Origin of the sequence: Caballeronia udeis, from assembly GCF_001544555.2 — a bacterium.
GTDB lineage: Bacteria > Pseudomonadota > Gammaproteobacteria > Burkholderiales > Burkholderiaceae > Caballeronia > Caballeronia udeis.
The window spans coordinates 1-22,083 of record NZ_FCOK02000010.1; the positions used below are offsets into that span (position 1 = coordinate 1).

The 22,083-nt window shown below is 60.3% G+C and carries 17 protein-coding genes and 2 pseudogenes; 9 read left to right on the forward strand and 10 right to left on the reverse strand.

All coding sequences use genetic code 11. From position 1 onward, the window contains the following. Positions 1-276: pseudogene (locus AWB69_RS09720) on the forward strand (malate synthase G); the annotation flags it as partial. 262 nt (positions 277-538) lie between these two features. Here AWB69_RS09720 and AWB69_RS45635 read toward each other — a convergent pair. Next, complete coding sequence (locus tag AWB69_RS45635; protein WP_075643889.1) at positions 539-880, reverse strand: hypothetical protein; 342 nt, start codon at positions 878-880, stop codon at positions 539-541. Positions 881-1,098: 218 nt separating this feature from the next. Between AWB69_RS45635 and AWB69_RS51085 the strand changes: the two are divergent. The 4 genes and pseudogenes from AWB69_RS51085 to AWB69_RS09745 form a co-directional block, all read left to right on the forward strand. Further along, positions 1,099-1,206: pseudogene (locus AWB69_RS51085) on the forward strand (IS6 family transposase); the annotation flags it as partial. Positions 1,207-1,836: 630 nt separating this feature from the next. Continuing rightward, positions 1,837-5,046 carry an efflux RND transporter permease subunit gene (locus AWB69_RS09735; RefSeq protein ID WP_062084695.1) on the forward strand — a complete coding sequence of 1,070 codons (3,210 nt, stop codon included), beginning with the start codon at positions 1,837-1,839 and terminating at the stop codon, positions 5,044-5,046. Next, positions 5,036-6,220 carry an efflux RND transporter periplasmic adaptor subunit gene (locus AWB69_RS09740; protein ID WP_062084696.1) on the forward strand — a complete coding sequence of 395 codons (1,185 nt, stop codon included), beginning with the start codon at positions 5,036-5,038 and terminating at the stop codon, positions 6,218-6,220. Before AWB69_RS09735 ends, AWB69_RS09740 begins: the two co-directional genes overlap by 11 nt. Then, on the forward strand, positions 6,213-7,682 hold the full coding sequence (locus AWB69_RS09745) for an efflux transporter outer membrane subunit (protein ID WP_062084697.1): 1,470 nt from the start codon (positions 6,213-6,215) through the stop codon (positions 7,680-7,682). The genes AWB69_RS09740 and AWB69_RS09745 overlap by 8 nt, the downstream gene beginning before the upstream one ends. 204 nt (positions 7,683-7,886) lie before the next feature. Here AWB69_RS09745 and AWB69_RS09750 read toward each other — a convergent pair whose 3' ends face one another. The 3 genes from AWB69_RS09750 to AWB69_RS09760 all read right to left on the reverse strand — a co-directional run bounded on the left by AWB69_RS09750 (position 7,887) and on the right by AWB69_RS09760 (position 11,254). After that, positions 7,887-8,510: a class I SAM-dependent methyltransferase gene (locus AWB69_RS09750; protein WP_331712664.1), complete on the reverse strand. Its 624-nt coding sequence runs from the start codon at positions 8,508-8,510 to the stop codon at positions 7,887-7,889. 242 nt (positions 8,511-8,752) lie between these two features. Beyond that, the gene (locus AWB69_RS09755; protein ID WP_062084808.1) at positions 8,753-9,607 is read right to left on the reverse strand and encodes an SDR family NAD(P)-dependent oxidoreductase; all 855 of its coding nucleotides are present in this window, start codon (positions 9,605-9,607) and stop codon (positions 8,753-8,755) included. 246 nt (positions 9,608-9,853) lie between these two features. Then, positions 9,854-11,254: a short-chain fatty acid transporter gene (locus tag AWB69_RS09760; protein ID WP_231937049.1), complete on the reverse strand. Its 1,401-nt coding sequence runs from the start codon at positions 11,252-11,254 to the stop codon at positions 9,854-9,856. A gap of 307 nt (positions 11,255-11,561) precedes the next feature. Between AWB69_RS09760 and AWB69_RS09765 the strand changes: the two genes are divergently transcribed. After that, positions 11,562-12,488, forward strand: a complete 927-nt coding sequence (locus tag AWB69_RS09765) for a LysR family transcriptional regulator (RefSeq protein ID WP_062084700.1) — start codon at positions 11,562-11,564, stop codon at positions 12,486-12,488. Positions 12,489-12,493: 5 nt separating this feature from the next. Here the strand turns inward: AWB69_RS09765 and AWB69_RS09770 are convergent, their stop codons facing one another. Continuing rightward, positions 12,494-12,904 carry a cupin domain-containing protein gene (locus AWB69_RS09770; RefSeq protein WP_062084701.1) on the reverse strand — a complete coding sequence of 137 codons (411 nt, stop codon included), beginning with the start codon at positions 12,902-12,904 and terminating at the stop codon, positions 12,494-12,496. A gap of 42 nt (positions 12,905-12,946) precedes the next feature. Then, positions 12,947-14,101 carry an iron-containing alcohol dehydrogenase gene (locus AWB69_RS09775; protein WP_062084809.1) on the reverse strand — a complete coding sequence of 385 codons (1,155 nt, stop codon included), beginning with the start codon at positions 14,099-14,101 and terminating at the stop codon, positions 12,947-12,949. Positions 14,102-14,439: 338 nt separating this feature from the next. On the opposite strand from AWB69_RS09775, the gene AWB69_RS09780 reads away from it, so the two are divergent. Together AWB69_RS09780 and AWB69_RS09785 are read left to right on the forward strand one after the other, a co-directional pair. Then, positions 14,440-15,741 (forward strand): MFS transporter, encoded by a 1,302-nt coding sequence (locus AWB69_RS09780; RefSeq protein ID WP_062084810.1) that lies wholly within the window; start codon positions 14,440-14,442, stop codon positions 15,739-15,741. A 46-nt stretch (positions 15,742-15,787) separates the two neighbouring features. After that, positions 15,788-16,729 (forward strand): glutamate cyclase domain-containing protein, encoded by a 942-nt coding sequence (locus AWB69_RS09785; protein ID WP_062084702.1) that lies wholly within the window; start codon positions 15,788-15,790, stop codon positions 16,727-16,729. 148 nt (positions 16,730-16,877) lie between these two features. Here AWB69_RS09785 and AWB69_RS09790 read toward each other — a convergent pair whose 3' ends face one another. Beyond that, positions 16,878-17,702, reverse strand: coding sequence for an amidohydrolase family protein (locus AWB69_RS09790; protein WP_082913331.1), 825 nt, complete (start codon positions 17,700-17,702; stop codon positions 16,878-16,880). A 199-nt stretch (positions 17,703-17,901) separates the two neighbouring features. Here AWB69_RS09790 and AWB69_RS09795 point away from each other — a divergent pair, with 199 nt between their 5' ends. Then, complete coding sequence (locus AWB69_RS09795) at positions 17,902-18,801, forward strand: LysR family transcriptional regulator (RefSeq protein WP_062084704.1); 900 nt, start codon at positions 17,902-17,904, stop codon at positions 18,799-18,801. Positions 18,802-18,909: 108 nt separating this feature from the next. Here AWB69_RS09795 and AWB69_RS09800 read toward each other — a convergent pair whose 3' ends face one another. From AWB69_RS09800 to AWB69_RS09810, 3 genes are read right to left on the reverse strand one after another with little or no spacing between them, the layout of a single operon-like run. Further along, a complete protein-coding gene (locus AWB69_RS09800) occupies positions 18,910-19,644 on the reverse strand; it encodes a ribonuclease activity regulator RraA (protein WP_062084705.1) in 735 nt (244 codons plus the stop codon). A gap of 22 nt (positions 19,645-19,666) precedes the next feature. Then, positions 19,667-20,452, reverse strand: a complete 786-nt coding sequence (locus tag AWB69_RS09805) for an SDR family oxidoreductase (RefSeq protein WP_062084706.1) — start codon at positions 20,450-20,452, stop codon at positions 19,667-19,669. 31 nt (positions 20,453-20,483) lie between these two features. Beyond that, complete coding sequence (locus AWB69_RS09810) at positions 20,484-22,004, reverse strand: Rid family hydrolase (RefSeq protein WP_156528792.1); 1,521 nt, start codon at positions 22,002-22,004, stop codon at positions 20,484-20,486. Between the last annotated feature and the right edge of the window lie 79 nt (positions 22,005-22,083).

A 22,083-nucleotide genomic window follows, 5' to 3' on the forward strand; every position in this document is an offset into this window, starting at 1 on the left:
GACCGCGCAACGCTGCGAATCTCGAGCCAGCATATTGCCAACTGGCTGCATCACGGGGTGGTGTCGGAGGCGCTGGTCAGCGAGACGTTCGAGCGCATGGCAAAGGTCGTCGACAAGCAGAATGCCGGCGACCCGCTTTACCAGCCGATGGCCGGCCACTTTGAAACATCGCTGGCTTTCAAGGCGGCGAAGGCGCTGGTGTTTGAGGGGCGTGCGCAGCCGAGCGGGTATACGGAACCGTTGCTGCATAAGTTCCGGCTCGGCGCGAAGGCATAGCTGCGGTGGTAATTGCGGGCCGATTTCAATACGCGCGCGTTGCGCCGCGACGTCACCTTCGGCCCGCTCCGACCATCGGTCTACTCACGCGTAGACCCTGATGGGAAGCGGGTAGTTTCCAAAGCCGTGCGGCCTGGGCGCCGCGGGCGGGCTTTTCATGTTTGCGTTGGGCGCAGCATAAGAAAGTTAAACGCCGCCGGTCCAGGAGAGATTCTTTTGCGGTCTAAATAAATCAGCTGTCCTTCTCACCAAGCACAGAATATTAACGATGGCCACCACCGTGACCACCGCCATGCCCGTAACCACCGCCATGCCCGGGACCGCCGTGGCCACCGCTGGTCCGGGCTCCGCCACCATGTCCGTGCCATCCTCCGCCGGGGTGGCCCCAATCTCCATGGTCTAGAGCATGACCACCCCGGACGCGCCCATAGTATTCATCGCCCCAGCCGCCGCCAATATAGACACCCCCATAACCCTGAGCATATCCATACGGATAATCCGAGACGTAATCTTCGCTATATGGCTGCGCCGACCCGTATCCGGGGGCAACGGCGCAGCCACCGGAGATTACGGCAAGAACGACAATCAGAGTTAACCTGAGCATAGTGCGGCCTCCAGCGCGGCATATATCTCGTTCAAAGCGTCAAGCGGGTCCGCTGGCTCGGGGAGATGCTAATCGAGCCTTTCGTTGTTCCTGATGACGATTCACTAGAGGCAGTCTAGATGCACGACTCTGACGAATGTATGGCATCAACATTGCAATTCAGTCATGTTCGAGATGGTCCTTGGAAAACAGATTTTCCATAACCTGTCACTTCAAGGCTCAAGCGCCCTCTGCCGCGCACCTCGCTTTATCGCAAGCAGCTCGCCGCGCGTTTTGCCGCGTGGCATCGCTTTACTGAACTCACCCAAGATCCGTCCGCGTTCTGAGCAAACGCGTGTCATTTTGGCTATTACGTCGCGAACACTTCAGCGTGACAGCGCCGTCGGAACGCATCACAGTCGTTCAATCCAAGCGACGGATTAGGATCTCGAACAATTGGTAATAAAATAGTTCGTGGTCGAGTCTTAGTTTGATTTGACCGCTTCCACCCCCTTCACATCTGCCTCGCGGCGCTTCATTCCATAAAGCAGACACCCTCTCTGCCGCATGCGAGTCGGCAAAGTTTGATTGGCTGGGTTACGATAAAACGTCCTGTTGATGCCAAGCGCTTCAGCAAAGTCTTCATGCTTTGTGTAGATTCCCGCTTTACTTGTTTTGTACACCATAAGAAACATGTCACCCTGCAAACACCTTGATTTCGATTGTCTTCCTTAGTCCGATAAATGCAAGACGGACGCAAGCTTTTAATCCATATCGCGTACCAGAGCGGTTCTGACGAAATGAAGATCATGAAGATTACGTAAAGCCCAATCAGAAAACCATCATGCTCATATGGCGATCTCTCAAGCGCATCGACCATCTGCATCATGAGCAACATTGCGGCCTGGAATTCCCGGCCATCGCGTTAGCCTGTACCGAGACGCCTTCACGTTTCTCCCCCAAGCCCTGGAATTCTCATGCTCGGCCTAGTCCGCATCGCCCTTCGACTGCCCTACACCTTTGTCGTCCTGGCGATCTTCATCCTTATCATCGGTCCGCTGTCCGCGATGAAGACGCCAACCGACATTTTCCCCGACATCAAGATCCCGGTTATCAGCGTGGTGTGGCAATACACGGGCCTGCCGCCGGACCAGATGGTCGGCCGGATCACCTCTCCATTTGAACGCACGCTGACGACCACGGTCAACGACGTCGAACACATTGAGGCGGAGTCCGTCGCCGGCTTTGGGATCATCAAGATATTCTTTCAACCGGGCGTGAACATCAGCACTGCAAACGCGCAAGTGACCGCGGTCGCGCAAACCCAGTTGCGGCAACTGCCGGCGGGTACAACACCGCCGCTGATCCTGAACTACAACGCGTCGACCGTGCCGATCATCCAGCTCGCGCTATCCGGCAACGGGTTGTCCGAGCAGAATCTCGGTGACCTCGGCCTGAATGCGGTGCGTCCGGTTCTCACGACGGTCGCTGGTGCGGCGATTCCTTATCCGTTCGGCGGCAAGACACGTCAGGTGCAGATCGACGTTGACCCAGCGGCACTGCAGGCGCGCGGCTTGTCCGCGCAGGATGTAGCCAACGCGCTTGCCGGCCAGAACCTGATCACGCCGGTGGGCACGGAAAAGATTGGCGACTACGAATACACGCTGCAACTGAACAACGCACCGTCGGAAATCAAGGCTTTGGGCGATCTGCCGGTGAAGGCCGCCAATGGCACGACCGTCTACATTCGTGACATTGCAAACGTGCGCGACGGCAGCCCGCCGCAGACCAATATCGTGCACGTGAATGGCCGGCGCTCGGTTCTGATGTCCGTGCTCAAGAACGGCTCAGTCTCCACGCTGGGGATCATTTCCGGCATCAGGCAGCAGATTGCGGCGGGCAAAGCGTCATGGCCCGACAACCTGCAGATCGAGGCAATCGGCGATCAATCGCTGTTCGTGCGCGCGGCCATCACGGGCGTGGCGCGCGAAGGCGTAATCGCAGCGGTGCTGACCAGCCTGATGATCCTGCTGTTCCTTGGCAGCTGGCGTTCGACGATCATCATCGCGACCTCGATTCCGCTCGCCATCCTCGGCTCCATCGCGACGCTCTCCGCGCTCGGCGAGACGTTGAACATCATGACGCTCGGTGGTCTCGCGCTCGCCGTCGGTATTCTTGTCGACGATGCGACGGTGACAATTGAAAACATCAACTGGCACCTCGAACACGGCAAGGAGGTGGAAACTGCGATCCTCGACGGCGCTGCGCAGATCGTCACCCCGGCGTTCGTCTCGCTGCTGTGTATCTGTATCGTATTCGTGCCGATGTTTTTCCTGAACGGCGTGGCGCGCTTCCTGTTCGTGCCGATGGCCGAGGCCGTGATCTTCGCGATGATCTCGTCGTTCATCCTGTCGCGGACCCTGGTCCCGACCATGGCGAAATACCTGTTGAAACAGCACACGCAGGACGCTCATGAACATGAGCAGCGCCGCCCGGGCCCGCTCCGGCGCTTCCAGCGGGGCTTCGAAGCGCGCTTTGAGAAAGTGCGCGGCAGCTATCGCGGCCTGCTCGAGCTTGCTCTGAACCATAGACGTCCGTTCGTTGCCTGCTTCCTGGGCTTTGTCGCCCTTTCGTTCGCGCTGGTACCGCTGCTCGGCCGCAACTTCTTCCCTGCAGTCGATGCCGGACAGATCTTGCTGCACGTCCGCGCGCCGGTCGGGGTTCGTGTCGAAAAGACCGCTCAGGTCTTCGCCGACGTCGAAGGCGCGATCCGTCAGATCATCCCGCCGTCGGACCTTGGCACGGTGGTCGACAATATGGGCCTGCCGGTCAGCGGCATCAACCTTGCGTATAACAACACCGGAACGGTCGGCTCCCAGGACGGCGACATCCAGATCGCGCTGAACGAAGGTCATCGTCCAACCGACGAATATGTTCGCCTCATGCGTGAAGAGTTGCCGCGCAAATTCCCCGGTGTCACCTTCTCCTTCCCGCCCGCCGACATCATCAGCCAGATTCTGAACTTCGGTTCTCCCGCGCCTATCGACCTGCAGATCCGCGGCAACAACCTCGCCGCCAACTTCGCATACGCCGACCGCTTGCTGAACCAGGTCCGCCACGTGCCTGGTGTAGCCGATGCGCGGATCCAGCAATCGCAAGGCAACCCGACGTTCAACGTCGACGTCGACCGCACGCGCGCGCAATTGCTTGGCATCACCGAGCGCGACGTGACGAACAGCATGGTGGTGAACTTCGCCGGTTCCAGCCAGGTCGCGCCCACGTACTGGCTGAACAACGCAAACGGCGTGTCGTATCCGATCGTGATGCAAACACCGCAATACAGCCTCGATTCGCTCGCCGCGCTCCAAAACCTGCCAATCACTGCCGGCGGCGGAAGCGTCGGAGGCAGCGGAGGCGGAGCGCAAATTCTCGGAGGCCTCGCGACGGTACACCGGACCAGCAGCAACGAGGTGGTCAGCCAGTACAACATCCAGCCAATGGTCGAGATCTTCGCGACAATCCAGGACCGTGACCTTGGCGCGGTGTCATCCGATATCCAGCGGATCGTGCAAGAGAACGCCGGCACCTTGCCGAAAGGCTCGAGGGTGGCGCTGCTCGGTCAGGTGCAGACGATGAACAGCGCGTTTGCCGGGATGTTGTTCGGACTGCTTGGCGCGGTCGCGCTGATCTATCTGCTGATTGTCGTCAACTTCCAGTCATGGGCCGACCCCTTCGTGATTGTCATGGCGTTGCCGGCCGCGTTGGCGGGCATCGTCTGGATGCTGTTCGCGACCCACACTACGCTGTCCGTGCCGGCGCTGACGGGCGCGATCATGTGCATGGGGGTGGCGACAGCCAACTCCATTCTGGTGGTCAGCTTCTGCCGCGAGCGCCTGGCCGAACACGGCGACGCGTTCAAGGCGGCGCTCGAAGCCGGCTTTACACGCTTTCGACCCGTGTTGATGACCGCCCTGTCCATGATCATCGGCATGGCGCCGATGGCACTCGCCCTCGGCGAAGGCGGCGAACAGAATGCACCGCTTGGCCGCGCCGTGATCGGCGGGCTGCTTTTCGCCACCACTGCTTCGCTGTTCCTCGTCCCAGTCATTTTCTGTATTGTCCACGCGCGCCCCGGGCGCGCGGCTACCCCGGCATCCGTTTCGCGAGGTCCTGCCCATGTCGTCTGAAACCGCTTTCCCCACTACAACCCCGTCGCGGCGCAAGCTTCTTGCCGCCGGCGTGATTGGCGTTCTGATCGCCCTGGGCGTGGTCGCCGCAGGCATCACGCTTCGCGCCGTCGACGCACGAAAACTGAAAACCTGGACCGATGCCCAGGCCGTACCGACGGTCAGCCTGATCGAGCCCATGCGCGATCCGAAAGGACCGTCGCTGCAGCTACCCGGACGGCTTGAGGCCTATTCGCAGGCGCCAATTTTCGCGCGGGTCAACGGGTACCTGAAATCATGGACGGTCGATATCGGCGCTCCGGTCAAAGCGGGTCAGTTGCTCGCTGAAATCGAAACACCCGAGCTCGACCAGCAAATACTGCAGGCACGCGCCGATCTCCAGACCGCGCAGGCCAACGCGGTAGTGGCGGGCACAACGGCCAAGCGGTGGCAAGCGCTGAGCGGCACGGATTCCGTCGCCCAGCAGGATGTGGACCTACGCACTGCTGACTATGCTGCCAAGGAGGCCATCGTGGCGTCTGCCAAAGCCAATGTAGAGCGGCTGGTCGCCACCAAGGGGTTCGCGCGGATCGTCGCCCCATTCGACGGCATGGTGACCGCACGCGATACCGATGTCGGCGCGCTGATCAACGCAGGCAGCGGGGGCACAGGCCAACAGCTGTTCTCCGTCTCGCAGGTCAAGCAGTTGCGCGTGTACGCGCAGGTTCCTCAGAACTACGCGCCTTCGATACACATCGGTACGACGGCCACGCTCACCGTACCGGAATATCCGAACCAGCAGTTCAGCGCACGCGTTGTCGCGTCGGCGGACTCCGTCAGTTCCGGTTCGGGTACGACGCTAGTCCAGCTGCTGGTCGACAATTCCAACGGCAAGCTGATGCCGGGCGGCTTCGCCAGCCTGAACTTTACATTGCCCGTCCCCGCGGATTCGCTTCGGGTCCCCGCAAGCGCCCTCGTCTTCGACGGCCGTGGCGTGTCGCTTGCCACGCTCGGTGAGAACAGCCACGTTCTGTTCAAAAAGGTGAAGATCGACCGCGACTTCGGCGACTCGGTGGAAATTGGTTCTGGAATCACCGCTAACGATCGCGTGATCGACACGCCGCCCGACGGACTGATCGACGGCGAAAGCGTGCAAGTCGCGGCGACCGACAAGAAGGCAGCCGCACATGGTTAAGTTTGGACTTCCGGCACTTCTTGCTGGCGTGGTCGGCCTGTCCGCGTGTTCACTCGCGCCGGAATACAAGGTGCCGCCGACGCCAATCGCCGCGCAATACAAAACCGTGGGCCCGTGGACCACTGCACAGCCAGCCGATCGCATAGACCGCAACGGCTGGTGGAAGATGTACGGCGACGCGCAACTCAACGATCTCGAACAGCGCCTGCTGGCGAACAACACTGATTTGCGTGCAGCATTCGCGCACTACGCGCAGGCTCAGGCTTTCGTCGCGCAGGTCGAGGCGGGACTGTACCCGACACTTAGCGTGAGCGCGGTGCCGCAGCGGGATCGTCAGTCCGATAACAGGCCATTGCGCGTGGGCGGCCCGAACGACTACACCTCCGCCACGCTCGGCGCGCAAGTCGATTACGACCTCGACCTGTGGGGTCGCGTGCGCGACTCCGTGGTGGCAGGCAAGGATGAGGCGCAAGCGACCAAGGCCGATCTCGCTTCCGTCCAGCTCAGCCTGCAGGTCGAGTTGGCCGACACTTTCATCCGCCTGCGCGGCCTCGACCAGCAAACGGAACTGCTGAACGAGACGGTCGACGCCTACGCGAAAGCCTTGCAACTTACCGAGACGCTGCATGGCAGCGGGATCGTGGCCGGCCTTGACGTTTCCCGCGCCCGCACTCAGTTGTCGTCGGCAAAGTCGCTGTTGTCGCAAAACCTGGCGCAACGAGCACTGCTTGAACATGCGATCGCCGTGCTGGTGGGCACAACGCCGTCCGCGTTCAGCCTGCCGCAGCGGACCGCCGCGATCGCGCTGCCCGTCATCCCGACCGGCCTGCCCTCGACGTTGCTGCAGCGACGATCCGATGTCGCTGCAGCAGAGCGCCGGGTCGCCGAGGCCAACGCAAAAATTGGTGTGGCTCGAGCAGCTTATTTCCCGTCGATCACGCTTAGCCTTGAAGGCGGTGTGCAAAGCTCTGCCTATGCCGGGTTGGTCAGCGCACCCAACCTGTTCTGGGCAATCGGCCCTCAACTTGTGCAATACATCTTCGACGGCGGCTATCGTCGTGCGACGCTTGCTTCTGCGAAAGCGGCGACCGAGGAAGCCGGAGATCGCTACCGTAGCGTGGTGCTGGCTGCGTTCCAGCAGGTCGAAGATAACCTCTCCCTGCTGTCGTACTTCGCCACCGCGCTTAGCGAAGAAACGGATGCGGCTAATGCCGCGCAGTACTCCGTCAACCTCGCATTGCAGCAGTATCGGCACGGCGCGGTCGGCTATCTCGATGTCGTGCAGGCGCAGACCGTCGCACTGGAGGCACAGCGCAGCGTGCTCGATATCCAGACTCGCCAGTTGAGCGCAAACGTGCAATTGCTGAACGCACTCGGCGGTGGATGGTCGCGCGATGAACTCGCTCAAGTGGCTGCGACCCCGGCACTCGTCGCAACCACGATGGCACACAACACCAATTGATGGCTTCTGCACGGCAGCGCAGAGGTTTGACGGGCACGGTCAGGTAAGAGGGTCGCCGTGCGCGTATCAACTTCCTGGCGATCTATCGAACGCCGAAAAATTGAATACTTCATACTCCTTAGAATTAATATTCGCGAGAAAATACGTCACTCGCTCCTTTGCACGGACGAGTTCCTTCGTCCTGGCATAGGCGCGTTTGGCGATTCAATTCGAGAGCCGCCGGGTTATCCGATAGACGGTAGCCGGCGGCAGATTTCGAACTGTCTGACCGACTCGCGTGGCTTTCAGCCGCAGACGATCGAGAATGGGACGCGGCACGGGGCAGCGAAACCCGTAGGTAAATTGATAGAACGTCCCGTCGGGGCGAAGGTATCCGAAGGTTCCACGAAGGACCGACAGCACCTGTCGCGGCGACATGGAAAGCAACGGCAAGCCGCTGACCACGGCGCCAACCGACGCGGCCGGAAACAAGTCGAGCCGGGCCAGCCGCGCCGCATCCGCCAGGAGCACCCGCGACTGCGGGAATCGATGCCGCAGGAGCCCGGCAAAGTCGGGACCATTTTCAATCAGTGTGAGCTCGGATTCGGATACACCACGATCCAGAAGCGCCTTGGTAAACACACCGGTTCCTGGACCAAGCTCGAGGATGGGACCGTCGCATGGAGATATCTCCCGGGTCATCAGGCGAGCGAGCGCGTCTCCGGACGGTGCGACCGCCGAGACGCGCAATGGGTCGGAAAGCCATGATCGTAAAAAGTGCTGTAAATCCGAGTTTGGACTGCCGTATGTCATGGATTGGTTTGTGCTTCGGTCTAGTGCGCGGGCCATCGGTTGCGGGCGCAGGATTGCTCGAATGCAGAAACCCTCTCGTCCCCTTCTTTAACCGGCAGGATGCCTCAGTATGGAAGTATGGGCAAGACCCGGCTGTTGGGCCCAGCCGTTCGCGGGAAGAACGAAACCTTCGGGCTTCACAGGGGACATGCGGTCTTGGCCGAACGCTGGCTTGCCAGCGAAGGGGCCAACCGCGCCGGCCACGGCACCCGCGCCGATGGCCTTGTCGAGAGAGCCGTTCAGTCCTGTTTTTGTATGAAGGCTTCGAATGCTTGGGCGTAGTCTGGATGCCACCGCGAAAGGGGTGGCCTGTTTTGGACGATGTCCTGCGCTGCCCAGATGATGCGTCGCTCGTCCAGCGAGCGGGCGGCGTCATTGTCGGGGCAGAGAATATAGAAGTCGCCCGCATCCAGCCGCTCAATCATGAAATCAACCGTCTGCTCCGGCGTCCAGGCCCCTGCCGGTTTTTCGCTGCGTCCCCGGGCGGTAAGTCCCGTGAAAACAAAGCCCGGAATCAGCAAATGCGCGCTGATCTTTCCGTCCGGCATGTTGCGGAGTTCGTGCTGCAGCGCCTCTGTGAAAGCCTTCAGGGCCGCCTTCGAAACGTTGTAGGCCGGGTCGCCGGGTGGAGTCGTGATGCCTTGCTTTGACCCAGTGTTGATGACCAGCCCCGGACGTCCGCGTTCGATCATTGAAGGAACAAAGATCTGCGTGCCAAGAATGACGCCCGACAGATTGACTGCGAGTACTCGCTCCCAGTTGTCTGCGGGCCCAAAGATGGCGCTGCCGGGCTGGATGCCGGCGTTGTTCATCAGAATGTCTGTTCCGCCGAAGCGATCGCCGACCACCCGGTGCAGCCGGCGTAGGTCTTCGACCCGGCTAACATCCGTCTCCACGGCGAGCACGTCATCCGCTCCGTTCGCGGCAAGCATGGCGACCTCCTTGGCCGCCGCATTGAGCCGGTCTGCATTCAGATCCGCGATGCACACGCGAAAACCGAGCTGTGCGAACCGCTTGGCAGCGGCGAGGCCGATCCCGGCGGCGCCACCTGTTACCACAGCCACAGAGCGTGGAGCGAGGGCAGAAAGTGTCATGAGCAATCCTTCGTTATAGCTGTCGGGTTCGGCAGTCACCCATTTCGTTACCAGGACTCGGGACGCTTCATGCGGTCATGCCGCATGGGCTTACGCAAAGACACAAAGCGCCCTTCGAGTAGACCTGCCATCGTGAACCGCGGTCGCGGTTCCAAAAGAAAATGATGTCGCTGAGTCGCCAGATATTCAACGGGAAAACCCGAATAGATTCAGCAGAATTGAAGATCAATCGCAATCTCTCGTGGGTCATGGGATCAGCCAGAGCGCCGCCGCGTAGATGACAAGCGACACGACGAATGTAATCGCCGTATAGCCCATGACGCGTTGAATCCGAATGCCCGCGATCGCAACGACGGGGACCGCCCAGAACGGCTGCAGCATGTTCGAGACATTTTCCGCCATCGCGACACCCATCGCCGTGCGCGGAACCGATGCGTGCAGGCTGAGCGCAGCGGGCAGGACGAACGGTCCCTGCACTGCCCAGTGCCCGCCGGCGCTCGGAATGAGCAGCGTGATAATCAGGGAGCTTAAAAAGCTCAATACCGGCAGCGTCACCGGTGTCGCGATCGCCACGAAGGTCTTCGCGATCATCGATGCGAGCCCCGTGCCGGTCATGATCCCCATGATGCCGCCGTAGACCGGGTATTGCAGCAGCATCGAACCGGTTTGCCTGGCAGCGCGGCGGATTGCGTCGGCGTAGGCGATCGGGGTGCGTTGCAATGCGAGGCCCGCGAGCAGGAAGATGAGGATCGTCGTGTTGATGTCGAGTTCGAAGCCCGTGGCGTGCCAGGTGATCGCGAGATAGCCAACGCCCAGAGCAAGCATGAACCACGTGCCGAGTGGCGATTTTTCAGCGCGTGCCGCGAACGAAGACGTCCCCGCAGCGCGCGCATGGGGGTCCGCCTCGCTCCCGGCACCTGACGAATCGCCGGTCTGCGCATCGTTGAACGCAACAACGTGTTCCGGTTTCGGGTGCATCCAGATGAAAATGGCGGTCATGACGACAACCACGAGCACCGTCGGTATGAAGACAAATGGCGCGAAAACCGTCGCGCTCAAGGGAACCACTTGCCCCGTGGCCTTTTCCACGAGATTCAAGGCGTTCCCGTGAGAAGCCTGAGACAACGCAATCGAGCTCGATAGCCCGCTATTGCATACCGACCACGCAGAGTAGCTACCCGCGACGAGCCACGCAAAGTCCACCTTCACGCGCCGCGCGATCTCGCGCGACAACAGTGCGCCGACGATCAGGCCAAGCCCCCAGTTAAACCACGCCGCAACCGCTACGATCGGAAACACGACAAGCGCGGCGCGAGCCGGTGTCTGCACGCGTGCCGCCATGGCGCGCAAGCCTCGCTGGACGACAGGCGCATCGGCGATTGCGTATCCGGTTGCAAGGATCAAGATCATCTGCAAGGCAAAGCCGAGGATGTTGAAAGTGCCCGCATACCAGGACCTGAGCACGGCCGGCAACGAGCCATGCGGCGCGAAGGCCACGGCAAGCAGACTGACAACAACCGTCAAACCTATTGAAAGGACGAACGGGTCCGGCATGACCTGCTCGAAAACATAGACAAGACCCGCTACGACGCCTCTTTGGCGGGTGCCGGGATTCATATGATCTGAACCGGTGTGTCTATTGTCCATTTATCTGGTCTCTGATTTTCTGGATCTCGTGCCATCGCCCCCGTCTGGACGCCTCGCTCAGCGTGGTCGGACAAGGGGTGATAAGTGTGGAACACGTGCTCGCGGAGTTTCGTACTCGCAGCGTCGAACCATACTTGATTTCGGATCTGCCTGCAGTGCCGGTGCGCTGCGCGGTTTCGCCATCCAGGCGGGCGCATCCGCAAGACGCATTGCTCGCAACTCCGCTCGACTGAGGTTGTCAGCGAACTGAAAATGGAATTGTTATAGTCGGACTGCCGCACGAACTCGGCTTATCCGGGACAAGTAAATGGATCTAAAGCAACTTGAGTGTTTCATTGCCGTGGCCGAAGAACGCCACTTCACGCGGGCAGCACGGCGGCTGAACGTCGTGCAGTCCGGTCTTTCACAAACAATACGGATGCTTGAAGACGAGCTCGGGGGTCCGTTGCTCATTCGCAGCACGCGCCGGGTCGATCTGACACCCGCGGGAAAAGTTCTCTTGAAGGAAGCAGCGCACGTATTGACCGCGGCCCGCGAAGCACGCCTGGCCGTCACGCAAGTGCACGGCCTCGCCCGTGGACAGTTGCGCATCGGTTCGATTCAGAGCCTGGCGCCGTTCGTTGACCTACCGGCCTCGCTAGGGCTATTTCGCAACCGGTTTCCCGGCATCGATGTCCAGTTACTGCTCGATGGCGCAACCCCCTTGCTCGACGAAGTGAACGAGGGCAGGCTCGATCTCGTTTTCACTCAACCCGGAGAAGCCGGTGCCGGGATGGTGTCACGAATGCTGGCCTGCGAGGATATCGTAGTGGTCTGTTCGCCCATGCATCCATTGGCCGATGGGCCCGCGACCAACATGCTCGGACTATTAGACGAAACATTTGTCGATCTCAAGCCCGACTGGGGCATGAGGCGTCTGCTGGACCGCGGCTTTGCTGCCCTTTCAGCCACCCGCACGACCGCCTTCGAAGTGAACGATGTCTCCACGCTGCTGGATCTCGTCGCTCAAGGGCTTGGCATCGCGATGGTGCCCGAGTCCATCGCGCGTGCCCGTGCAAGGGATGTTCGGGCAAGCCCGATCGCAGTGTCGAAACTGTCCGACAGTGCAGCGCCTTGCTGGGAGCTGATCGTCGCGTTCAAGGGACACAATGGACAACCATCCGACCGGATCACCCGGGCCTTTCTCGATCTGCTGGTTTCAAAGAGCGGCGTCCCGGTGCAGTATCAGGCTTGACGGTCTTATTGATTGAGGTCGTCCAGGTGGGTAACAAAAGGACGGATCTTTGCGTCCTCGGGATTGACGTACACCACGTCGGTCGGCACACGCCGGGGAGCGTCAACCGTAAAAAACACGGCGGGCGACTCCAGAATCTCGGTAATCGCGTGCACGGTGTTTCGCTCGAAAGTGACCAGTTGCCCGGCCGTCAGCACACGTGGATCCTCTTCTTCAATGGCAAATTTGACTTTACCGGTCAGGAGATAAAGATGCTCCTCGCACGTCTCATGGTAGTGGCGAGGTATGGGGTAATAAACACGAAAGATTCGCGAGCTTGCTGAAGCCTCGTCAGTAAGGTAAGTGTCGACGATTGTGCTGACAGCCTCGTCGGGAAACGTTTTAATGATTTCATTAATATCGAAAAAATTGAACACTTTCTAGTCCTTTACGTTGTTCTGCATGACAGCTGGTCTTCGTCACACGGACATTTGATAGACTTGGCGAGCCACTTCAGGTGTCACCCCGCAGTGTTCACCCAACGCCGTCATGCCGTGCTCTTCAAGCTTCGCGACGAGAGTGCCGATCGAAGCGCCGCCGATCTTGTAGTCGCGCAAGCGGGTGCCGACAGTCAGCCGCTCGAAGAACACGCGGGTTGCCGTGATTGCCCCCGTGATACGGTCCTCTTCGCTGCCTCGCGTAATATTCCAGACACGTTCGGCGTATTGCAGCAACTTTGCACGCTTCTCCTCACGACGCACGCTCAGCATCGCCGGCAGCACGATGGCGAGCGTCTGAGCATGATCCAGTCCGTGCAGCGCAGTGATTTCATGGCCAAGCATATGCGTGGCCCAGTCCTGAGGCACGCCGGCGCCGATCAAACCGTTAAGCGCCATGGTGGCGGCCCACATCAGATTCGCGCGAACCTCGTAGTTGTGCGGTTCGTCGAGTGCTTGCGGGCCAACCTCTGTCAGCGTGACCAGAAGTCCTTCGGCAAAACGATCCTGCACGCTTGCGCCTACCGGATAGGTCAGATATTGCTCCACGATATGAACGAACGCGTCCACCACGCCGTTGGCGATTTGCCTTGGCGGCAGCGAATACGTCGTTGTGGGATCGAGCACCGAGAAGCGCGGATAAGTCGCTTCGCTGTTGAACGGAAGTTTGTCGCCGCGCGCGCGGTGACTGATGACGCTGCCGCTATTCATTTCGGAGCCGGTCGCGGGCAGCGTCAACACGCTTCCAAACGGCATTGCGTCACGCACCTCCGCCTGCTTTTCCAGAATGTCCCACGGTTCGCCGTCGAACTTCAGCGCAGCCGCAATAAACTTCGTACCGTCGATGACGGAACCTCCACCAACTGCCAGCAGAAAGTCGATGTTCTTCTCGCGCGCCATCGCGACTGCTTGCATCAAGGTTTCGTAGGTTGGATTCGGCTCGATCCCGCTGAACAGGAACCATGCACGCTCCCCCAGCGCAACTTGCACCTGGGCGAGCACACCATTGCTCTTGATGCTGCCGCCACCGGACGTAATCAACACTCGGGCATCAGGCGGAATTTCTGCATTCAACGCGGCGATCTGTCCTTCGCCGAAGATGATCTTGGTTGGATTGCGGAAGGTAAAGTTTTGCATGATGTCCTTTTGTTGAATGCGTGCGGGATCGGCCGCCAAGAGTTGATGATGTCGTGTCGCCAACAGTTATTCAACGGCAGAACCTGAATAGATTCAGCAGAAGTAGAGAACAATTACCGGCCGTGACTTTCGGCTGGTGCACTGCTTCGGGTGATCGGAAATTTCTATCGATCAAGCGCGTCACTTTCGATTATCTTCGATCAAATTTGCGTCGCTATACTCGGTTTCAATTAGTCCGGAACCCTTGTTCGCGGCGCGGATGCCGTGTTCTTGCATAGCCAATGCGAAGCGCCTCGGGTGCGAAGCCGGTATTCAATCAGCGAACCAAGGAGAACGGCATGAGCAGGGTAATCGCACCCGTCACAGAACACGCCCAGGCGAAGACCTCGGTTCGCTGGAAAATTTTCCTGATGCTGTTGCTGCTGGTCACGGTCAACTACATCGACCGTGCGTCCCTGTCGGTCGCCATGCCGATGATCGCAAGCGAGTTCACGCTCACGCCGGTCATGCAGGGCCTCATCATGAGTTCGTTCTTCTGGTCGTACACGCTGATGCAGATTCCAGGCGGCATGGCCGTCGATCGCTTCAAGCCGCGGCTGGTGCTCGCGCTCTGCACCTTGCTGTGGGGCGCCTTCCAGGGCCTGGGCGCGTTGACGACCAATGCGGTGTCCTTGCTGCTCACGCGGCTCGGGCTCGGCGTGGCGGAAGCTCCCGTGGCCTCCGCGGGAGGCGCGCTCAACGCAATGTGGCTAACGCAGCACGAGCGGGTGCGCGGCGCGTCGCTGATGGACGGCGGCTCGCCTCTCGGCGCGGCGCTGGGATCGCTACTGATCGCCTGGCTGATCGTGGTCGCTCATTCGTGGCGCGCGGCGTTTGCCATTGCCGGCGTCGGCACTATCCTCTGCGGAATAGGCACCTGGTTCTACATCAGGAACCAGCCGCGAGAGCACGCGGGCGTCAACGACGCTGAAGCCGAACACATTGAACAGGCACGGCAGCACGAATACGAAAAAGAAGCGAAGGAACTCTCGGGTAACACGATCGATTTCTTCAAATATCGTTCTGTAATACTGATGTTTATCGGCTTCATGTGCTGTACGACGCTTTACTATGGCCTGCTGACATGGATGCCCACCTATCTGCACAAGGTGCAGGGTTTCGACATTCAGCAAATGGGCAGCGCCAGCTTCATCATCTTTTTATGCGGCTTTATCGGCGAACTCGTGGGCGGGTATATCGCCGACAAGTGGCTGGCGAGCGGTGCCGCGCCGAACCTCGTCATGCGCACGATCTTCGGCGTTGCCGGCGTGGTTGCCACGGTCGCGGTGTTTTCCGTGGCGCATGCGAAGAGCCCGGCGACCGTCGTGATCCTGTTGTCCATCACGCTCTTCTTCCTGCGCTGGGGCGGTCTTTACTGGTCGATCCCCGCGATGCTGGCTACGCGCCACAAGGTGGGCGCGCTCGGCGGCCTGCTCAATTTCGGCGGGAACATCGGCGGCATGATGATCCCGATCGTGATCGGCGCGATCGTCCAATACACCGGCTCTTACTTTCTCGCGTTGATGTGTTTCGCCGCAATGGGCGTCGGGCTCCTGCTCTGTTCGGTCGGAATCGACTTTGAAACAAAGATTCCGGTCTAAGCGGTCCGCGCGCCTCACATGAATCAGGTTGCTCCGAGATAGGAAAATGGGAATAGCAAAAGTCGAAGATATCATTGGCCAGACCGTGCGGCGCGATATCGGCCGCATGAAGCGATTCGTCGCAGGTCAGCTGGAAGCGGCGGCACGGTCCATCATGAGCACGCCGAATGCCCACGTCGGCATTGTGACGGGCTTTTTCATCCGCAACGCCGTGCCGCCCTCGCCGGAGACGGACGGTCTTGGCGGCATGGCACATATGGCCGCCGCGCTCGCGAACCTCGGCATACCCGTGACGGTCATTTCGGACGCGCCATGCAGCAAGGCGGTCTGGGCGGTCACGACGGAACTGCCGAAGGGCGTGGCGCTCGAGATCACCTCGCTGAGCGCGGCGTCGGTCAAGTCGCTGAGGGGCCGGCTGAGCGCCGGCGAGCGGCCGGTCACGCACCTGATCGCGATCGAGCGCGTGTCGCCCGCAAGCGACGGCAAGCCCCACCGCGAATACGGCGCGGACATGTCGGACGATACGGCGCCATTGCACCTGCTCTTCGACGACCCCGGCTGGGAACGCCCCTGGGTCACGATCGGCATCGGCGACGGCGGCAACGAGATCGGCATGGGCGTGCTGCCCGAGGAGATCGTTCGCGACGACATCCCCAATGGCCGCCTCATCAGTGCGGCCGTTCCCGCGGATTACCTGATCGTGTCGAGTGTGTCGAACTGGGGCGGCTGGGGACTGGTCTCCGCCATGGCAATGGTCGCGCCAAAGGAAGCGGCGGTGCAGCTTCTCGCCGACTTCACGCCGGACCGGGACCGGGCTTACCTCACTGCCGCCGTCGACGTTGGGCAAGCCGTTGACGATAGCCGCATCGACCGCCCCGCGACACCCAAGATGAGTGTCGACCGGCTTTCGTGGGAAGAGCATGCGAAAGTACTGGGGAAACTCAGGGCGCACGTCGATGGATATCTCGCGGATCTGCAGCGCCCATGAATACGGCAGCTTTATTCATCTCCTGACTTTCGACAGACGCTATTTTCCGGATCACAAGCCGGCGCGAACGACGATTGAAGCCACCCTGCACGGCAAGCTGGCCGGGATCGACGTAGTCGCCTACCTCGGCATGCCGCGAGGCCGAAACCTAGAAACCGTACAGGTTCGCCGGGTTGTCGACCAGGATTCGATGTCTTGTCGAATCATCAGGAATCCATATTGTCAGATCTTCCAGAAGACGTGTGGCGTCCGGCTTGTTGTCAGCGCTTTGGGTCGGATGAGGCCAGTCCGACCCCCATATCACCCTATCCGGCGCAAGCTTCGCCAGGCTTCGCGCGACCACGCCGGCATCGGCGTAGTCGGGCGCTCCGGTTCTCGACACCAGGTAGGGTCCGCTCAGCTTGACCCAGGTCCGGCCATGAGCCATCAAGTCTTCTATTACCCGAAACGCGGGATGCACCACGCCGGCCGGTTGCGGGATCTGCCCCATATGGTCGATCACGAGAGTGGACGACAGGCTCGCGAGTAACTGCCTGTGCTCCATTATCTGAGCGGCGCTGGCGTTGACCTGGATATGCCAGCCCAACGGGTCGATCCGCTTCGCTAGCGGTTCGATCATCGCTACCGTCAGTCCGACGAGGAACTCGAGATTGAAGCGCAGTCCTCGCACGCCCGCGTCGTGAAGAATGCGCAGTTCGCTATCGGTCACCGTGTCGGCGACGGCTGCGATGCCACGAGCGTCAGCCCCGAACTGCGACAGCGCGTCGAGCAGGCAGCGATTGTCGGTCCCGTACGTGGACGGTTGCACCACGACATGTCGCCCGATACCCAGCCTTTGCCGCAGCGCACGATAATCGGCCACCGTTGCGTCGGCGGGTCGCAATTGCGCAGCCGGGTCGATCGGATACCGCGAGTCGTAGATATGGTGGTGACTGTCCGTCATCTTCCCGCTACCGTTGTCAGCTCGCGCCATTTCCTTCTGCCGGAAAGATAAATTCAGTATTGCGTATTGAGACCAAGGACCGGGACCGGGAAACCGGCGCCTTACGCGGCAATTGCCGCGACGGACTAGTCAGTAAGAACCTAATGAAACGGGTAGATCGATTATACGAGGGCAAATTTGACAGGAGATAATCAATCCTGGCAGGGCTATCTGATTAAAACTCACGATCATGCGCATTTCCTTGCAGCAAATAGAAACGTTTTACTGGGTTGCGCGCCTGGGCGGATTCCACGCGGCCGCACGTCACCAGCATCTCACGCAGCCAACCATTTCGGCGCGCATTCAGGAGTTGGAGGAGCACCTTGGCGTGCGTCTTTTCGAGCGCAGACGGAGCCGTTCGGGACTCACGCCGGCGGGCCGTGACGCGCTCGCCACAGCGGAAAAACTGCTCCAGCTTGCCGACAATCTCGAACGGATCGGCAAGCATAGCGACCCTTTGAAGGGACTGCTGCGGCTTGGTGCGAACGAGTCGATTGCTCACGCGGGTCTTGCCGATCTATTGACGCAACTCAAGACGCGATATCCACAAATGAAGATCGAACTCACAATCGACGTGGGTGTCGCGCTCGGTCGCAAGCTCGGCGCGCGCGAACTGGATGTCGCGATACTGAACGATTCCACCGACGCACCGCATGTCGTCGAGACGGCCATCGGACATACCGACCTTCACTGGGTTGCGTCGCCCCGGCTCGTACCGGATCCCAATGTCACGCCTGATGATCTGGTGTCCGTGCCGGTCATCACCGTGTCCCCGCCGTCGTCAAACCATTCCCTCGTAATGAACTGGTTTCGCGGCGCGGGGTGCACGCCGGAAAACGTCAGCTCATGTAATTCCCTGTCGATGATGTTGCGGCTCGTGGCAGCGGGGCATGCGGCGGCTGTGCTGTCTCCCGCGATCATGCGCCCGGATATCGACGCCGGGCTGATTCATGTGCTGAACACTGAACGGCCCATCACCCAGCAAGGGTTCTTCGTGGCGTATCAGGACGAGCGCCACAGTGGCGTGAATACCATCGTCGAGCTTGCGAAAGATGTGCTCACGCGCAGCCGTGTACTGATTCCCGATTGATCGCCAGTCCCGGGCGCGAGAACCGCAGCCGCCATGTCAACCGGCGCTTATTCATCAAGGCGCGTCATGTGGATTCAAGACTCGCTAAACGGGAACATCTCGGCGCTCTCACTCTGCACGGTGTGCTCTGGAAACAGCGACTGCTTCGTAGCGAGCCCGGTTCGCCTCGTTGGGCGGGTAGAGACCTGGCAAAGCAGCGCCAGTTTCCACCTCGCTCATGATCCAGTTCTCCAACTGCTCCTGTTCAACCGACGCAGCAACCACGTCGTCAAGGAGCGCGGCCGGAATAAGCACTGCGCCATCCCGATCGACCACGATTACGTCGTTTGGAAATACCGCAACGCCACCGCAGTCGATAGGCTCCTGCCAACCGACGAAGGTCAAGCCGGCCACGGATGGCGGCGATGCCGTTCCCTGGCACCAGACCGGAAGGCCCGTATTCAGCACGCCTTCAATATCGCGAACCACACCGTCGGTGACAAGCGCTGCAACTCCGCGCTTTTGCATCCGTGCGCAGAGGATGTCACCGAAGATTCCAGCGTCGGTTACACCGAGTGCGCCTACTACGGCAATACAGCCACTTGGCATTGCTTCAATCGCAGCGCGAGTTGAAATGGGCGAGCCCCACGAAGCGGGCGTCGCAAGGTCTTCCCGGGCGGGCACGAAACGGAGGGTGAATGCACGGCCGACGAGTCGCGGTTGACCTTCCGCTATTGGGCGGGTACCGCGAAGCCACACGTTGCGAAGGCCATGCTTGAGCAGGACAGTCGTAAGTGTCGCCGTCGATACGCCAGAGAGGGCAGCTACGATCTGTTCGTCAAGCTGAAGGGAGTCGATGGTCATGGTTAGCCTTTCCAAAGAATGATTAGATGCTGGCAATGAGGCCGCCATCGATCCGGACCGTCGAGCCGGTAATGTACGAAGCGCGAGGACTTGCAAGGAAAGTCACCACGTCTGCGTACTCCTGCGGTTCGCCATACCGACCCACGGGGATCGATCCCGTGCTTTCGGCAGCAACGTCCTCGACTGACCGCCCTTCGCGCTTGGCTTTGGCGTTGTCAAGGAAGCGGATCCGGTCTGTAGCGATACGTCCGGGCAAGACGATGTTGCAGGTAATGCCGTCGCGGCCAACTTCCCGCGCCAGCGTTTTCGACCAGCCGACCAGGGACATTCGCAGCGCGTTTGACAATCCGAGATTCGCAATGGGTGAAACAACGCCCGATGACGTGCTGGTGATTATCCGGCCAAAACCACGTTGGCGCATTCCCGGAAGTACCCTGTCGGTGATGGATACCACCGACAAGACCATGCTCTCGAAATGCTTGCGCCAGAGCGCCGGATCCTGTCCATGCGCCGGCGTCGGTGGCGGCCCTCCGGTGTTGTTCACCAGTATGTCGATAGGCCCGAGATCCCGCTCGATCCGGGCGACATGACTGTCTACGACAGACAGATCTCCGAGATCCCACTGAAGTGCGATTGCTTGCGAGCCCGCTTCTCTCACCGCCTTTGCAGTCTTTTCAGCTGCATCCAGATCGATGTCCGCAACGGCAACGCGTACTCCCTCGGCCGCAAGCGTTCGAGCGATTACGCCACCGAGGCCACCACCGCCGCCGAGCACAAGGGCGGTCTTGTCTTTTAGCTGCAGGTCCATTTTATTTCCCTATGAAAAACCGGTGACCCGGTTATTGTTGCGCTCCGATCGAATCGTCTCCGGCTTCCGCGACAGCATCGATTTCGACACGCACGCCGTTGAGCGCGCATCCGACGGTGGTTCGCACGGGAGCGGCACTGCCCATCACTTCGGCGTACACAGCATTGAAACGCTGAAATTCGCTGATGTCGGACAGATACGCCTGGACCCGAACAAGCCGACTGAAATCAGTGCCGGCATCTTCCAGAACGAGGCGCAAATTGTTGAGCACCGCGGTCGTTTGCTCTTCGATCGTGTCGCCGAGAATGTTTCGCTCAGGATCTCGCGGGACCTGGCCCGCCACAAAAATCAGGTCTCCCGCGCGGCGCCAGAGACTATAGTGGCCGCCCTTGGACGGTTGCTTGCTGGATTCGGTCATCGGTGAAGTCTCACGCTCGCGCGCCTGCGTACGCTCGCCTCTTAGCGGTTGCCGGGTCAACGCAACGACCGAACGTTCATTGCCGAGCTGATCGCGATATTCCCACTGTCCGTCCACGGATCGAACCAGGGCATTGCTGTACAGGTAGGCAGTGGTGCACGTGTGCTCCGGGACCAGCAAGAGCCGATCACCGGTGTCGAGCGAGTCACTACGGATCACGGTGTGCTCTTCGTTCATCATCACGACTTCGTCAGCGCCTTGAAAACGCTGCCGCAGCGGTTTATCCGGTGAAATGGCCTTGCTGCCCGCATCCAGCGTAGATGTTCCATTGCGTGTAGAAACAACGGTCGTCAACACAAACCCGGCCGCCACCCAATCGTGATGGGCCAGTTCCCTCAGGTGTTGAGCGTTCGAATACACCCATGTGCCGGGCGATACGTAACGCATCCTGGAACGCGGCCAAAGGTCGAACGTATAGCTGCAACCTCCGACCACGTCGACGTCGATGCCGTCTTCGAGCAGGCGCGACTGCAGTACTTCCAGCGCATCGGCAAGCTTCTGCACCTCGGCTTTACGCTCGTCATACTCGCCCCGGACGTTGCCGTCGTAAAGATGCCACCCGGCAAGCCGCCCGAGCCGGGCGACCTCGCGCGCAAGGTCGAGTGCGGCCTCGTCCATGGTGACCCCCGTGCGACCCATTCCCGGATCGAGGTCGACCCGAAGACGAATCGCAGGCGAGGCGCCGTCGAGTAGCCGGGTCCACAGATCCAGTCCGTGGCGGGAATCGACCAAACCCGTGAGCTCGGCCTTCGGAAACACGGCGGCCAATTCGATAAAACGGCCGATGTTTTGCGGATTGACGGTCGGAAACGCCCAGACGACGCGCGTGGCGCCTGCGGCCAGTACCATCTGGACCTCGGCGAGCGTGCTGGCTTTGAAAGCGTCGACGCCATTGGCCAGCAGCAACTCAACGAGCCACGCTGCGCGGTGAGTCTTCACGTGCGGCATCAGGCGATCGACACCGCCGCATGCAAGCGCGGTGACCTTCAGGTTGTGCAGGACGCGGTCTTCCATCACCACAAAGCAAGGTGTTGAGACCGCCGGTACCAGGTCCGCGGGAATTGGGTTGATCATGTTGCGTGTCGTCGTAGATTGATGGTTATCGTGCATCGGATTTGTCCGGCTGGCATGAATCTCTCAGAGAGCAGCTTCA